Source organism: Streptosporangium sp. NPDC023825, from assembly GCF_040639575.1.
In the GTDB taxonomy this organism is placed as follows: Bacteria; Actinomycetota; Actinomycetes; order Streptosporangiales; family Streptosporangiaceae; genus Streptosporangium.
On record NZ_JBFAAE010000009.1, the window covers coordinates 127,507 to 141,605 of the forward strand.

14 protein-coding genes are annotated in these 14,099 nt (G+C 72.2%); 7 read left to right on the forward strand and 7 right to left on the reverse strand.

Translation table 11 applies throughout. From position 1 onward, the window contains the following. Positions 1-36: 36 nt before the first annotated feature. Positions 37-321, reverse strand: a complete 285-nt coding sequence (locus AB0G15_RS11405) for a DUF2249 domain-containing protein (protein WP_362837659.1) — start codon at positions 319-321, stop codon at positions 37-39. 145 nt (positions 322-466) lie between these two features. Here AB0G15_RS11405 and AB0G15_RS11410 point away from each other — a divergent pair, with 145 nt between their 5' ends. From AB0G15_RS11410 to AB0G15_RS11425, 4 genes are all read left to right on the forward strand, one after another. Continuing rightward, the gene (locus AB0G15_RS11410; RefSeq protein WP_362837791.1) at positions 467-907 is read left to right on the forward strand and encodes a hypothetical protein; all 441 of its coding nucleotides are present in this window, start codon (positions 467-469) and stop codon (positions 905-907) included. Positions 908-1,006: 99 nt separating this feature from the next. Next, positions 1,007-1,738, forward strand: coding sequence for a hypothetical protein (locus AB0G15_RS11415; protein WP_362837661.1), 732 nt, complete (start codon positions 1,007-1,009; stop codon positions 1,736-1,738). Positions 1,739-1,923: 185 nt separating this feature from the next. Continuing rightward, positions 1,924-3,390: an aldehyde dehydrogenase (NADP(+)) gene (locus tag AB0G15_RS11420; protein ID WP_362837663.1), complete on the forward strand. Its 1,467-nt coding sequence runs from the start codon at positions 1,924-1,926 to the stop codon at positions 3,388-3,390. 395 nt (positions 3,391-3,785) lie between these two features. Continuing rightward, positions 3,786-5,429, forward strand: a complete 1,644-nt coding sequence (locus AB0G15_RS11425; RefSeq protein ID WP_362837665.1) for a DMT family transporter — start codon at positions 3,786-3,788, stop codon at positions 5,427-5,429. A gap of 10 nt (positions 5,430-5,439) precedes the next feature. On the opposite strand, the gene AB0G15_RS11430 is transcribed toward AB0G15_RS11425, so the two are convergent. Both AB0G15_RS11430 and AB0G15_RS11435 read right to left on the reverse strand, forming a co-directional pair. Then, a complete protein-coding gene (locus AB0G15_RS11430; RefSeq protein ID WP_362837793.1) occupies positions 5,440-5,868 on the reverse strand; it encodes a hypothetical protein in 429 nt (142 codons plus the stop codon). A 45-nt stretch (positions 5,869-5,913) separates the two neighbouring features. Continuing rightward, positions 5,914-7,071: a Gfo/Idh/MocA family oxidoreductase gene (locus AB0G15_RS11435; RefSeq protein ID WP_362837667.1), complete on the reverse strand. Its 1,158-nt coding sequence runs from the start codon at positions 7,069-7,071 to the stop codon at positions 5,914-5,916. 399 nt (positions 7,072-7,470) lie between these two features. Between AB0G15_RS11435 and AB0G15_RS11440 the strand changes: the two genes are divergently transcribed. Continuing rightward, positions 7,471-8,442, forward strand: coding sequence for a LacI family DNA-binding transcriptional regulator (locus tag AB0G15_RS11440; RefSeq protein ID WP_362837795.1), 972 nt, complete (start codon positions 7,471-7,473; stop codon positions 8,440-8,442). Next, complete coding sequence (locus tag AB0G15_RS11445; protein WP_362837669.1) at positions 8,439-9,392, forward strand: aldose epimerase family protein; 954 nt, start codon at positions 8,439-8,441, stop codon at positions 9,390-9,392. The genes AB0G15_RS11440 and AB0G15_RS11445 overlap by 4 nt, the downstream gene beginning before the upstream one ends. Positions 9,393-9,435: 43 nt before the next feature. Here AB0G15_RS11445 and AB0G15_RS11450 read toward each other — a convergent pair whose 3' ends face one another. The 4 genes from AB0G15_RS11450 to AB0G15_RS11465 form a co-directional block, all read right to left on the reverse strand. Then, positions 9,436-10,080, reverse strand: a complete 645-nt coding sequence (locus AB0G15_RS11450) for a LysE family translocator (protein ID WP_362837671.1) — start codon at positions 10,078-10,080, stop codon at positions 9,436-9,438. Between the two features lie 43 nt (positions 10,081-10,123). Continuing rightward, on the reverse strand, positions 10,124-11,668 hold the full coding sequence (locus AB0G15_RS11455) for a DUF6297 family protein (protein WP_362837673.1): 1,545 nt from the start codon (positions 11,666-11,668) through the stop codon (positions 10,124-10,126). Between the two features lie 73 nt (positions 11,669-11,741). Continuing rightward, positions 11,742-12,383 (reverse strand): heme ABC exporter ATP-binding protein CcmA, encoded by a 642-nt coding sequence (gene ccmA, locus AB0G15_RS11460; protein ID WP_362837675.1) that lies wholly within the window; start codon positions 12,381-12,383, stop codon positions 11,742-11,744. 90 nt (positions 12,384-12,473) lie between these two features. Continuing rightward, the gene (locus AB0G15_RS11465; protein ID WP_362837677.1) at positions 12,474-13,352 is read right to left on the reverse strand and encodes a LysR family transcriptional regulator; all 879 of its coding nucleotides are present in this window, start codon (positions 13,350-13,352) and stop codon (positions 12,474-12,476) included. Positions 13,353-13,427: 75 nt separating this feature from the next. Here AB0G15_RS11465 and AB0G15_RS11470 point away from each other — a divergent pair, with 75 nt between their 5' ends. After that, complete coding sequence (locus AB0G15_RS11470; protein WP_362837679.1) at positions 13,428-13,952, forward strand: cysteine dioxygenase family protein; 525 nt, start codon at positions 13,428-13,430, stop codon at positions 13,950-13,952. The last annotated feature ends 147 nt before the right edge of the window (positions 13,953-14,099 follow it).

A 14,099-nucleotide genomic window follows, 5' to 3' on the forward strand; every position in this document is an offset into this window, starting at 1 on the left:
CGTGTCGTCCGGCGGGCCGATCCGGCCCGCCGGCGGTCACACCAGGGGCAGGTGTGCGCCGGCGCCGTCCGGGACGCGAGGCGGCGGGGTGGAGGCCAGTTTGGTGATCCGGATCCGCCAGGTCCTGGGGCCCTTGTCGAGGTAGTCCCAGCCGTAGCCGCCGGGGTGCTCGGCGTCGAACTCGTCGCGCAGGTGCCGGGGATCGTGGTTGTTGACCAGCACGAAGGAGTCGCCGACGGCGAGGGCCCCGTAGGTCGCGAAGATCGTCGGATGCTTGTCGGGCTTGCGCAGGGGGCGTACGTCAAGTTCCTGGTCGTTCATGGTTTTTCCTCTCGTCCCCCTATTTATACAACTGGATTTTGTATAAACTCAAGTCCATGACCCATGTGATCGGACAGCCGTGTGTGGCCGTGCCCGGCCGGGCACGCGTCGAGGAGTGGCCGGTGGAGGGCGCGTCGTGACCGAGATGCAGGCGCTCGCCATCGCCGCCGCCGTGACGTTCGTCTGGCTCGGCATGGTGCTGGCGATCTCCTTCCTGGAGGCGCCGCTGAAGTTCCGTGCCCCCGGCGTGACCACGAGGATCGGGCTCGGCATCGGGCGGCTGGTCTTCCGCGCCCTCAACACGGTCGAGGCCGTGCTCGCCACCGTGCTCCTGAGCGTGCTGGCGGTCGAGACCGCCGTCGTCTCCAGCCTTCCGCCGTCCGGCGCCGTCACCCCGGCGGCGGTCGCGATCCTGACTCTGGCCGCGCAACTGGCGGTGGTACGGCCACGGCTGGCGCGCGGGTCCGACCGGATTCTCGCCGGACGGGACGCGCCGCGCTCGAAGGGCCACTACGTCTACGTCGCCCTGGAGGTCGTCAAGGTCGTCGCCCTGTTCGTCGCCGGGGTCACGCTCCTGATGAGCTGAACACCGCCGGCGTACCGGTCCGGAGAGGGCCCGGAGGGGAGGTCGCGTGGCCCGGTGGGGTGTGAACCGGCCGGGGGCCCGATCCGTTCCTGGGATGTGATGCGTTTTCTGCGGACCGTCGTCCTGCTCCCGCTCCTCCTCGTGATCGGCTGCTCGGGGAACGGCACCACCGCCTCCGTCGAGACCACCGCGCCCGCCGGGGAACGGCCGGGTGCCGTCGTCGTCCGGTACGTCAGCTGCGGCGGGATGACGTGCGAGGGCGGCGACGGCATGAGCGTCTCCGCCGAAGGGCGGGCCGTCTCGCTGCGCGACGCGGAACTCGTCGTCGTCCCGCTCCCGGAGGCCGAGCTGCGCGACCTGCGGGCCGGGCTCGTCGAATCCCTGGCCGGGCGGGAGGGAACGATCGACCGTACGGGAGGGGCCACCGACCAGCCCTTCGCGGTCGTCACCGTGGTGGACTCCGGCGGGAAGACCCACGAGACCCGGCTGGAGGGGACGCCGTCGGCGGAGGACGCGCCGATCGTCGCCGCGACCGAGCGCCTCTCGAAGCTGACCGCCAGGATCCGCTCGACCGGCACGCCCGACGTCACCGCGCCGATCACGGTGACGATGTACGAGGACCCGAGCACCCGGCCCAGGCGGCAGGCGACCTGGCCCGAGGGGATCACCACGCCGATCGAGGCCGCGACCGGCGGCAACTTCGGCACCCGGACCTACCGGGCAGGCGAGGCGACGACGTTGCGAGCCGCCCTGGGCAAGGCGGGGGACAACGTGACGGTGGTCGCCGGGGGCAAGACCCTGATCGCCCGCTGGGAGGCGGTGCTCCCCTGATTTCGCGTGGAACCCGCGTACCGGCCCCGTGACGTGACGGGTTGTGTTCAAAGGCGAGCCGGCCAGGGGGAGGTGGAAGACGGCCGCGTCGTGCCTGCCCCAGTTGGTTGGTCTCTGGCAAGGAAAGCGCTTACCTTAGGAGGATGGTCCGGCGTGGCAGGATCCGTTGAGGAAAGGCTTTCGTTTTGATCCACTCAATCGACCCCAGGACCGGCGAGTCCGTCGGGGACCCCTTCCCGCTGATCTCGGACGACGAGGTGGACGCGATCGTCGGGGCGGCTCTCGCCGCTGGGACCGCCTGGCGTTCCGCGGACCGGGCGGCGGCGCTGGAGGCGGTCGCGGCGGCGCTGGAGGCGAACGTCGAGGAGCTCTGGCGGGCGGCCGACGCGGAGACCGCGCTCGGGGAGACCCGGCTGCGCGGGGAGGTGGGGCGGGCCGCCGGCCAGTTCCGGCTCTTCGCCCAGGTGCTGCGCGACGGCGGGCACGTGGAGGCGGTGATCGACCACGCGACGGCCCAGCCGCCGGTCCCCGACCTGCGGCGGATGAACCACCCGCTGCCCGGCGTGGCCGGGGTCTTCGCGGCGAGCAACTTCCCGTTCGCGTTCTCGGTCGCGGGCGGCGACACGGCCTCGGCGCTGGCCGCCGGATGCCCGGTGGTGGTCAAGGCCCACGACGGGCACCCGGCCACCTCGGAACTGTCGTGGCAGATCATCCGGCGCGCCCTGCCCGACCCGGACCTGCTCGGCCTGGTCCGCGGGCTCGACGCGGGGAAGCGGCTGGCCGTACACCCGTCCGTGGCGGCCGTCGGGTTCACCGGCTCCATCCCCGGGGGCAAGGCGATCCAGGCGCTCATCGCCGAGCGTCCCGACCCCATCCCGTTCTACGGCGAGCTGGGCAGCGTCAATCCCGTCGTCGTGCTGCCGTCGGCCGCCCGCGAGGGCCTCGCCCAGGGCTTCGCCGCCTCGCTCACCCTCGGCGTCGGCCAGTTCTGCACCAATCCCGGGCTGGTGTTCGTCCCCGACGACACCGAGCTCCTGGTGTCGGTCTCCGAGGCGGTCTCGGAGACCGTGGGCGGGCCGATGCTCACCGAGCGGATGCAGGGCGGCTACCTGCGCGGGCTGGCCAGGCTCGGCAAGCTCACCCCGCTGGCCGAGGGGCAGCCGGGCGAGGGGGCGTTCGCGGTGACCCCGCAGGTGTTCGTCACCGACCTGGCGACGTTCGCCGCGGACCTGCCCGACCTGGTGGAGGAGTGCTTCGGCCCGGCCGCCCTCGTGGTGGTCTACGACGACCCCGCGGACCTGCCCGCCGTACTGGAGAGGCTGGACGGCTCGCTGACCGCGACGATCCACGCGACCGACCCCGCCGAGGCGCGCGGGAGCGCCGAGGTGCTGCTCAAGAAGGCGGGACGGCTGATCTGGAACGGCTGGCCGACCGGGGTGGCGGTCCGCTGGGCCATGCACCACGGCGGTCCCTGGCCCGCCAGCACGGCCGCCGCCCACACCTCGGTCGGCGCCGCCGCGATCCGCAGGTGGCTGGTGCCCACCGCCTACCAGGACTGGCCGGCCGAGCTCCTGCCGCCCGAGCTGCGCGACGACAACCCGCTGGGCATCCCCCGCCGGGTCGACGGGGTCCTCTCCGAGGGACGCGCCTGACATTTCCCGTCGCCTGACATGTCCTGTCGCCTGACATTTTCCGTCCCCTGGCATTTCCCGTCGTCCGGCGTTTTCGTCGCCTGACGTTCCCGCCGGTCTCCGGGCATTCCGGAGACCGGCTCGGCGCTTTTCCCTTTCGCGTCGCTCGCGGTCGTCTCATTTCGTGCCGCTCCTGTGCGCGCTGTCCCGTTCGCGTGGCTCCGGCCCAGGGTCTGCTGGTTTTTCGAGGTTGAGCGGGGCTGTCCGCGCTAAGATCGCTCCCCGTGCTTCCGGATGGTTTATGGCGAATTATTAGGATTGGGATAGTAGGCCTGATCCTTGCGGCGGCGGTCGCGGGCCTGGTGCTCGGCGACGCCTGGCTCTGGGTGGCCGTCGAATGGTCGTCGCCTCCCTATATGGAGTTTTACGCGCCCCACGGGTTCGACACCCCGACGACCGTGGCGCTGCTCGTGGCCGCCCTGGTGAAGGCCGCGCTCCTGTGGCTGATCCTGCGTGCCCCCGCGCCAGGACCGCTGGACCGCCGGGAGAAGGCGCTGCGCCGCCTGCTGTATCTGGCGGTGGCGCACACCCTCGTGCTGTGGTATCCGATCGCGTTGCTCCCCGACGCGGTCGACGCGGCATTGCGGCTCGCGCTGTGGACCGCCATCGACGTCCTCTACCTGCTCGTCATCCGCTGGCGGTCCCGCATGCTGCGCGCGGCGGCCGGGGCGATGTTCGCGGTCGGGGTGGCCGGGATGGCCAACGAACTGCTCGACGAACTCGACCTCCCAGACCTCGAGTCGGGCCTCGTCGTCGGACTGGGCCTGATGCTGGCCGGAGTGGCGGCGACCGTCCTCACGGTCGTCGGGCAGCGGCGCGACGGGCGGTGGAGCCTTGGCACGCTGGTCGCCGGGTGGTTGTCGGTGGGCCTCTACGTGCTGGTGATCCCGCTCAACTTCCTCTCCGAGGGGATCTCCAGCGAGAGGCTGGTGGTTCTGGTCATGACGGACGCGGTGGGACTCGTCAGCACCGTGTGGATCGCGGCGACCGCCCGTGAAATGCCCACCGGGAGTCGCCCCGCGGACCTTCCGCCCGCGCGGCGGCGCGTAGTCCGCGTCGCGGTGGCGGCCGTGGCCGTACTGCCGGTCATCGCACTGATCCACCCGGAGCAGACCCCGCACCTCACCTACACCGGCTGGTCGATGGACTGCTATGCCCGGCCCAGTTTCGGCGACCTGAAACCCGCGGAACGCGACGCCGCGTTCCTGTGCCGGGCGCGGAGCACGGACGGCGGGGTCCCGCCCATGTTCCCGGACAGCCTGTCGGACCAGCAGATCCTCGCGTCCGGGCGGGCACTGTGCCGGGCGAAGGACCCCGACGAGCAGCAGGCGATTCTGACGCGGGCCGGGAGCGAGCGGTCCGCCTGGGGCGTGGACCGGTGGGACCTCGTCTACGTCTGCCCGGAGATCGTCGGCGCGACCCATCCCGAGCTGCTGCGGTCGACCGCGGAGACGGAGGCGGCGAACGACGCCTACATCGCCGAGGAGAACGCGAAGTGCCGAGACCCGTGGCCCCGGACGAAGGGGGTCGTCCAGGCCACGGCCAAGTACTTCCTGTTCGCCGACGGCGATCACGGCTATCAGGTCCACGACCCCAAGGACGAAACGGCCGGCGAGGCGGCGGAGCAGGCGATAGACAGGCTCTACGACGACGACACCCTCATCGGGGTGGCCGGTAGCACGGTGCTCATCGGGCACCTCGAGGACGTCATCGATCTGTGCCTCACGGTGAAGGCCCTGCGCACCGCGCCACCACGGCGGACGGCCGGATGGGATCAGGTCAACGAGGTGCCGATCGTCAGCCGCAGCGGCCGGCTCACCGTGCCGGAGATGGGCGAGGGCGGGGACGTGGGCGCGGGTGCCCCGATGCCGAACCTGGCGATCGCGGGGAAGGGCCGCTACCGGCTCCGTGTCTACGTGCGGGTCGACGCGGGGGAGGAGCGGCACCTGGTCGTCGTGTTCCCGGGTGCGTCGAGGAAGAGGCTCACGCTGAAGCCGTGAGCGGCGGTCCTCAGCGGATCTCGCCCACGCCCGCGTGCCGGGAGACCGGACGGTCCACCGCCCGGGCCGGTTCGATCGCCGTGTGCAGGACGGGGGTCCAGCCCGCGTCCGCGCCGAGGCCGGGGTCGTTGGCGGCGTTGTGGACGGCGACGAGGTCGACGGGGACGACCCGGCCGCCGACGCGGAGCACGTTCCCCCTCGCGGTGAGGGCGGTACCGCCCCAGTCGTAGAGGAGATCCGCCGGGTCGACCGCCCGGCCCAGCCGGAAGAAGTCGTTCTCGGCGAAGATCTGCGACTGCACGCCCACGCCGAGGGCGTGCCGGAAGGCGGAGGCGTCGGGGGTCTCGTAGTGGTTGTTGTGGACGTGCACCTGGCCGAAGCGCACGCGCGGGAGCCGCTGCGGCACGTTGTCGAAGTGGTTCGGGGCGTCGGCACCCAGGGCGGCGGCGGACGTCGCGCCGCGTGCACGACGCCTGCGCTTCGGTCAGCCTGGCCGCGAACGTGTCCAGGAGGTTCCGGGGGCCGGGCCGCCGCCGGAGGGCGGCCGCCCCGTCCCGGGACGGCGCCCGCTCCAGGGCACCCGGAGTTCCGAGTAGAGCGCCAGCCGTTCCGCGCTCGCCGCCGTCACCTCGGCGATCCTGGGCAGCACCCGGCGCTCGTCGCCGATCTCCTGGAACACGTCCGGTATGGCCATGGGCTCGGGCGCCCGCCGCACCGCGTCGAGGACGCGCATGAAACCGGCCGTCCTCTCCAGCGGTACGAGCAGACCGGCGCCGTCGCGGACGTGCGCGACGAGGTTCTCCAGCAGGTCGGTCCTGGGGTGGACGACCGAGGTCCCGTCGAACTCGACCCGGTCCTCGGTGTAGGTCAGCCGGATCCGCCCGCTCTCGCCGTGCACGATCAGGTACGGCTCGTGCCGCCGGTCCGCGCACAGCGAGACCGCGACCGTCACGACCGTCCCGTCGTCCATCCGCATCCGCGCGCACGAGGTGTCGTCCGCCTCGATCATGTTGGCCCGGTAGAGCTCGACCTCGACGTCCTCGACCTCCGCGCCGGAGACGGCCAGCGCGGTCGCGGTCGCGTGCGCGAGCGGGTTGGTGAGCACGCCGTCCACCACCGGGACGCCGTCGACCTCGCGCCTCCCGGCCCACGGCACCCGGTCGTAGTAGGAGTAGGGCCGCTCCCAGGCGCCCGCCGCGCCGATCCCGGTGACCCGGCCGATCGCCCCTTCGGCGACCATCCGCCGGACGGCCGGGATCGCCTCCGAGCCCAGGCTCTGGAACCCCACCTGGCAGGCGAGCCCGGTCTCCCCGGCCACCGCGACGATCCGGAGGTAGTCCGCGTACGTGGCGGCGGGCGGCTTCTCCAGCAGCACGTGCGAGCCGGCGCGCAGCGCCCTCTCCGCCAGCTCGGCGTGGGTGTGGACGGGCGTGCACAGGATCGTCACCTCGGCGCCGGTACGCCCGATCAGCCCGGCCAGGTCGCCGGAGAACTCCGTCCCCTCGGGCAGGCCGCCGACGGGCCGCACGTCGCACACCCCGGCCAGGTCCACCAGGCCGGTCTCGGCCAGCCGCCGGACGTTCGACAGGTGCCACCAGCCGTGCCCGTGCGCCCCGGCGAGCACCACGCGAACCGGTTCCATCACGCCACCTCCCATCGCCGTCCCCGTTCACCGGGCTGATCAGGTCCGGCCCGCCGCGCCGTCACCGGCCGTTCACCGCCCGGCCGGGGCCGGGCCGGATCCGATCAGCCCGGCGAGCTCCTCCGCGTGTTCGTGTCATCCGCCGATGCTCCCTTCGAATCGACACCACGGGCTGCAACCGGTTGCAAAAAACATTGAGGACATCTTCCCGTAACGTCAAGGGCCCAATTTGGTAAATCGCTCCTCATCTGCGGATTTTTCGGTGTTTCTGATAGCCAGGGGTATACAACCGATCCCGTACTGCTTCGCAAAGCATCTGATTCCGGCGTTGACAGTGACGCAACCGCTTGCACTAATGTGCTTCAGGGCCCCGATGCCGAATCAGGGTGAAGGAGCATGGTGGCAGCGACGATCAGGGACGTGGCGCGGGCGTCGGGAGTGCATGTCTCGACGGTGTCCCGCACCTTCTCGGCGCCGCATATGGTGAACACCGAGACCCGCAACCGCGTGCTCGCCGTCGCCGAGGATCTCGGTTACCGCCCCAACCGTGCCGCGCGGGCCCTCACCACCGGCAGGACCTACAACATCGGCCTCATCGTCGCCGACATCTCCAACCCGTTCTTCCCGCCGCTGATCAAGGCCGCCCAGGCGCACGCCAGGGCACGCGACTACCACGTGTTCGTGGCCGACACCGACGAGGACCCGCAGGTCGAGGAGGAGCTGATCCAGACCCTCGCCAAGCAGGTCGACGGGGTCCTGCTCTGCAGCCCCCGGCTGTCCAACCGGGCGATAGAGCGTCTCCACGCCGACGTGCCGTTCGTGGTGGTCAACCGGAAGATGAAGGGCCTGCCGACGATCCTGATGGACGTCGGCCAGGGCGCCCGCCTCGCGATCGAGCACCTGACCGGCCTCGGCCATCGCAGGATCGCCCTGCTCTCCGGGCCGAGCGGCTCGTGGACCAGCGGTGAGATGCGCGCCGCCGCGACCGCGGTGGACGGCGTCGAGCTGGTCACCCTCGGCCCGAACGCGCCCACCGAGCGGGGCGGCCTCGCCGTCGCCGGCGAGGTGGTCGCCTCCGGGGTGACGGGCGTGCTCGCCTACAACGACCTGGTGGCCATCGGGCTCATCGAGGGTCTGTACGAGCGCGGCGTGCGCGTCCCCGACGACATCAGCGTGGTCGGCGTCGACGATATCGTGTCAGGGCGGCTGAACCGGCCCAAGCTGACCACTGTGGTCATGCCCACGGCCGCCGCCGGGCGGATGGCGGTGGACCTGCTGCTGCAGTCGTTCGGCGACGGCGCCACCCCCACCCTGGCCACCCTGGACACCAGCCTGGTCGTCCGTGAATCCACCGGAGAGGCGCGACAATGACCTTCGGAACCACCCCCTCGGGCGAGCGGGTCGAGCGGCACGTGCTGTCGAACGGGCGAATGCGCGCCGCGGTCCTCAGCTACGGGGCGATCCTGCAGTCGCTGGAGGTCTCCGGCGTCGACGTGGTCCTCGGCTACGACAACCTCGGCGACTACCTGACGCGCAGCCGCTACTTCGGCGCCGTGGTCGGCCGGTACGGCAACCGCATCGCGGGCGGGCGTTTCACCCTCGACGGACGCGACCACGAGCTGCCGGTCAACAACGGTCCCAACAGCCTGCACGGCGGGACGCACGGCTTCGACACCCGGGTCTGGCGGATCACCGCCGCCTCCGACACCGCCGTGACCCTGGAGTACGTGAGCCCGGACGGCGAGCAGGGCTATCCCGGCACGCTCACCGTCTCGGTCACCTACACGCTGACCGGCGACGCGATCCGGCTCGACTACCAGGCGGTCACCGACGCGCCGACCGTGCTGAACCTCACCAACCACTCCTACTTCAACCTCGCCGGGGGCGGCGACGTCCTCAAGCACGTGGTCCGCATCGACGCCGACCACTACCTGCCGGTCGACGCCACGCAGATCCCGACCGGGGAGCTCGCCCCGGTCGCCGGCACCCCGTTCGACTTCACCTCGCCGTACGAGATCGGCGAGCGGATCGCCGACCCGGCGCTGGGGGGCGGCTACGACCACTGTTACGTCCTGCGCGGCGGCATCGAGGTCCACGAGCCCGCCGGAGGGCTCACCATGGAGGTCACCACCACCGAGCCGGGCGTGCAGTTCTACACGGGCAACTTCCTGGACGGCGTCGCCACCGCGTACGGCAAGCACGCGGGCCTGTGCCTGGAGACCCAGCACTTCCCCGACTCGCCGAACCGGCCGAACTTCCCCTCGGTGGTCCTGCGTCCCGGCGAGCGGTTCGACTCCACCACCACCTACCGCTTCACCTGACGGTTCCGGGGAGGGCGCCGGGCGTGACCCCACGCCCCGGCGCTCAGGCCCTGGCCGTGGCGTGCTCGCCGCTGAGGGCCGCGACGGCTCCCAGGCCGAGATAGACGACACCGCTGGTGACGTCCAGGCGGCGGCGGGCGCGGGCCGAGTGGCGCAGGCGGCCGGCCATGGCCGAGGCGAGCAGGGCGAAGGCGCCGTCGCTGGCGATGCCGAGCACCGTCCAGATCAGGCCGAGCAACACGATCTGCGGGGCGATCGGCCCGGCCTCCGGGTCGGTGAACTGCGGCAGGAAGGCGAGGAAGAAGATCGCGGTCTTCGGGTTGAGCACGTTGACGACGAAGCCCTCCCAGAACATCCGGGACCGGGTCGCCGTCCGCGGCTCGAAGGGCTCCTCCCCGTTCGAGCGGGTCATGAGCTTGCGCACGCCCAGCCAGATCAGGTAGGCGGCGCCGAGATACTTCACGATCATGAAAGCGGTCGACGAGGCGGCGAGCAGGGCGCTGACGCCCAGGGCGGCGGCGGCCACGTGGACCAGCGAGCCGAGGTGGATGCCGAGCACCGACACCAGCCCGGCGGATCGGCCCTGGGCGACGCTGCGGGTCACGATGTAGAGCACCGCGGGCCCCGGAACGAGCAGCAGGGCGAGGGTCGCGGCGGCGAAGAGCGCAAGCGTGGGCAAATCCGGCATATCCGGATCGTAGAGGCATCGGTTCCCCCGGCGCCTCGCATTTTCACCGCCGTAAGGACCCCGCCTGGAGCAGGTAGCCCAGCAGGGCGGCCGTACCGGCCAAAGCCTGGACGGCGAGGAAACCGGCGAGGGAGGACGGCTGGAGACCCAGGGCGAGCGCCAGCGGGAGGCATCCGAGCACCGCGAGATCCACGCCGGTCAAACCCCAGATGAGCGGGCCCGTCGGTATCGAACCTCCCGCCGTCTCGATGACCGGCATGGAGTGGTCTATCGGGTTCCGGCGGGCCATTCGCAACCCTCCGGCGGCCAGTGCGGGGGCCGCGAGCGGTCCGAAGAGCCACCACGGGCCCGTTCCGAGCGCGCCCGTCAGGGATACGAAGGTGAGGGCGACGGTCAGCCAGGCGCCGCCCAGCAGCGCCGGCAGCAGCGATCTGGCGGCCAGGGCCGCGCGGGCGCCGACCCCGAGGAGCCGGGCCAGAGCCGGGTTGTCGCCGTCGCGGCGCGCGCCCGAGATGCCCGCCGTCGCGGCGGTCAGCGCCCCGGCGAACACGACTCCCGTCACGACCGCGCCGACCTCACCGGCCGCGAGCGCCGCCAGCGCGGGCAGCGCTGCACCCCCGAGCAGGGCGACCAGGCGGCCCGGGCGCCGTCCCAGGCGACGCCAGTCCTGCCAGGCCAGGGCGAGCGGTGCGGGCAGCCGCGGCCAGGGGTGCGAGCGCAGGGTACGCCCCCGCCAGTGGTTGTCCTCGGCGATCCAGGTCAGGGCAGCCGGGTCCAGGCCGACGGCGGCGGTGCTCACGTGACCCGCCCGGGTGGAGGCGGAGAGCACGGCCCGCGCCGGAATCCCGGCCAGAGCCGACCACGCCCTCCACCCGAGCAGAGCGGCCACCGCCGCGGCGAGGGCGGCCACCGACGCGCCGTGCGACGTGGGCGCGTTCGCGACCTCGGCCACGAAGCGCCGCGTCGGGCCGCTCGCCGCCGACAGCGCCGCCGCCGCGGCCAGCAGGGCGGTCACGACGACGGCCGCGTTCAGCCACGGCTGCCAGCTCTGCGACGACTGGGCGAGTACGGTCAGCGCCATGCCGCCCACGCTCACCGAGACACCCAGGATCACGGCAGTGGCCAGCCGCAGTGCCAGCAGGTCCGGCGCGCCAAGAACAGTGAGCGCACCCACCCCGAGCACGACCCCGGCCAGGACGGACCCCACCAGGAGAATCGTGGCCGTCCGGCCCAGCACGCCACGCCGATGCAGCGGGGACAACAGCAGCCAGGCGGCGTCGGCGGCCGGCAGCGCGAAGGGACCGATCGCGCGGGCGGCGAGGAGAAGGCCGGTGTAGGAGAACATGACCAGGGCGAGGCCGGCTCCCGCCCGCCACGGGTCCACCTGCCGGGAAAGCGAGGCGAGCGCGGAGGAGACCGGCTGGGCCAGTACCACGAGCAGGATCGCGAGCCCGAACAGCCACACGTAGCGGTCCAGCCAGCTCGCGGGGACGCCGCGGCGCGCTCCGACGAAGGCGCGGACGCTCTTGACCGTGGCCATGCCCTGCTCCCCGCCGGCACCCGGCGCCGTGTTCACAACCGAGCCCATGCCCGCTCCGCATCCGTCTCCGGCGCCGTGTTCACAACCGTGTTCACAACCGTGTTCACGCCCCGTTCCGCATTCATGATCGGCTCGTCGCCTGCCCGGCCTCCAGCACGACCTGGCGGGCCCGGGTGTTCTCGGCGAGCCGGTGGTCGTGGGTCGCCATGACCACTGTGCCGCCGGCGTCCGCGTAATGCGTGAGGATCATGGCCAGGCGCTCGCGGAACATCTCGTCGAGCCCGCGCTCCGGCTCGTCCAGGAGCAGCAGCCTGCTCGGTCTGAGCAGGGCGGCCGCGAGAGAGAGCCGCTGTCGCTGGCCGGTGGAGAGAGCTTGCGGCGACGCGTCGGCGCGCTCCCGGAGGTCGAACGATTCCAGCGCCGCCTCGACCTCCAGCCGGGCCGGAGCGTGGACGGCGTGCGTCAGCTCCAGGTGCTCGCGTGCCGTCAGACCCGGATACCAGGCCGGTTCGTCCCCGACCAGGGCGACGTCACGCCAGAAGCCGGCGTCGTCCCGCGGAGGGCCGCCCAGGACGCGTAGCGCGCCGGAGGGCGTCGGGTGCAGTCCGGCCAGACAGCGCAGCAGCGTCGATTTTCCCGCGCCGTTCGAGCCGATCACAGCGATGATCTCACCGGGGGCCGCCGTCAGGCCGACGTCGCGGAGCACGGCGTTGCCACCGAGTTCCACGCTGAGACCGCTGACCGTGATGATCGCTGTGGACACCGTTCGAGCCTAGCCACTGCCGGCCCCGCGCGGGCCATGACGATCGTCCCGGCCCGTGGTGGCCTGCCCGCGCGTTCGACGGGGCACCGATCACAGGCGGCTACGGGGGGATGTCACCGAGGTCAGGGCGGCCAGCAGGGCGGTGGTGGCCGGCGGGTCGGGGGGCTCGCCGTAGGTGGCGGCGTAGACGTGGCGGGTCGAGCCGGGAAGCTCGATCATGTTGATCTTCGGATGCCGGTGGGCGTGCAGGGCGAGTCCCGGCAGGGCGCTCACCCCGATCCCGGCGGCGACCAGGGCCTGGACGGCGACGACGTCGTCGGTGGTGAAGGCGATCTCCGGCTCGAAGCCGGCCCTGGCGCACAGCTCCAGCAGGTGGGTGCGGCACCGGTCGCAGCCACCGATCCACCGGGAGTCGCGGTAGGAGGTCAGCTCGCCGGCCGGGCCGGAGGTGATCAGGTAGCTGGGGTCGTCCAGCAGGTGGAGCAGCCGGATCCCGTCGCCCTCGGGGGCGGTGTCGTCGTAGCGGAAGATGACGGCCACGTCCACGTAACCGGCCTTGAGCATGCGCAGCGCGTCGGGAGGCTCCGTCTCGGTCAGGCGCAGCTCCAGGCCGGGGTGCCCCCCGGCGAGGACGGCGGCGGCCTCCGGCACGAACGTCCCCAGGGCGGAGGGGAAGGCGGCCAGCCTGACCCGCCCGGCACGCAGGCCCACGTGTGCCGACAGCTCCGCGGACGCGGAGTCGAGGCGACCGATGATCTCGACGGCCCGCTCGGCGAGCAGCCGGCCGGCCTCGGTCAGCCGGATGCCCCGGCCGACCCGCTGGATCAGCTTGGCCCCGGTCTCGGCCTCCAGCTTCGCGAGGTGGTGGCTCACCGAGGGCTGGGAGTAGTGCAGCTCCCTCGCCGCCGCGGTCACCGAGCCGTGCCGGGACACCGAGGCGAGGACGCGAAGTCGCACGATATCGAGCATGTATTAACTTTATCTATGGATGAGGGGGAAGATAGGCATTGGACGCTATGTATCTCCTCGCCGCATCCTTGAGGCATGACAACCTTGACGCTCACCCGCCCGGGCCTGGCCGAACTGGTCGCGGGGGTCAGAGACCTCGTGGACCCGTCCGCCGACGCTCGGACCACGGCCTTCGCCGTGGCCGGGCTGCTGCGTGAACGGCTGCCGTCCCCCGGGATCCTCACCGAGGAGGAGCGCCTCGGCGACCCCGACCGCTATGTCGGCCACACCCTGCACGCCGAGGAGAACTTCTCGATCGTGGCCGTGGTCTGGCGGCCCGGCCAGAAGACCGTGATCCACGACCACATCGCCTGGTGCGTGTTCGGCGTGCTGCAGGGCGTGGAGTACGAGACCCTCTACCGCGACCACGGCGACCACCTGACCGAGATCGGCAGGGCCGCCAACCAGACCGGTGAGGTGAGCGGTTTCGCCCCGCCCGGTGACATCCACCGCGTCCACAACACCGGTGACGAGACGGCCATCTCGCTCCACATCTACGGGGCCGACCTCAGCGCCGCCCCCACCAGCGTCCGCCGCGTCTACGAGCTGCCCGTTCGCTGAACGGGTCGTCCCGCGCCCCGCCCGTCCGGTGAGGCGGGGATCACGGGCCCGGCTTCCCCACACGAGCCGGGCCCACCCCCCGGCCGGTGAGCGAGGCTTGCTCGGCCGGCCGCCGCGGCGCGGCCGTCGAGTCGCCCTGGGCGCGTC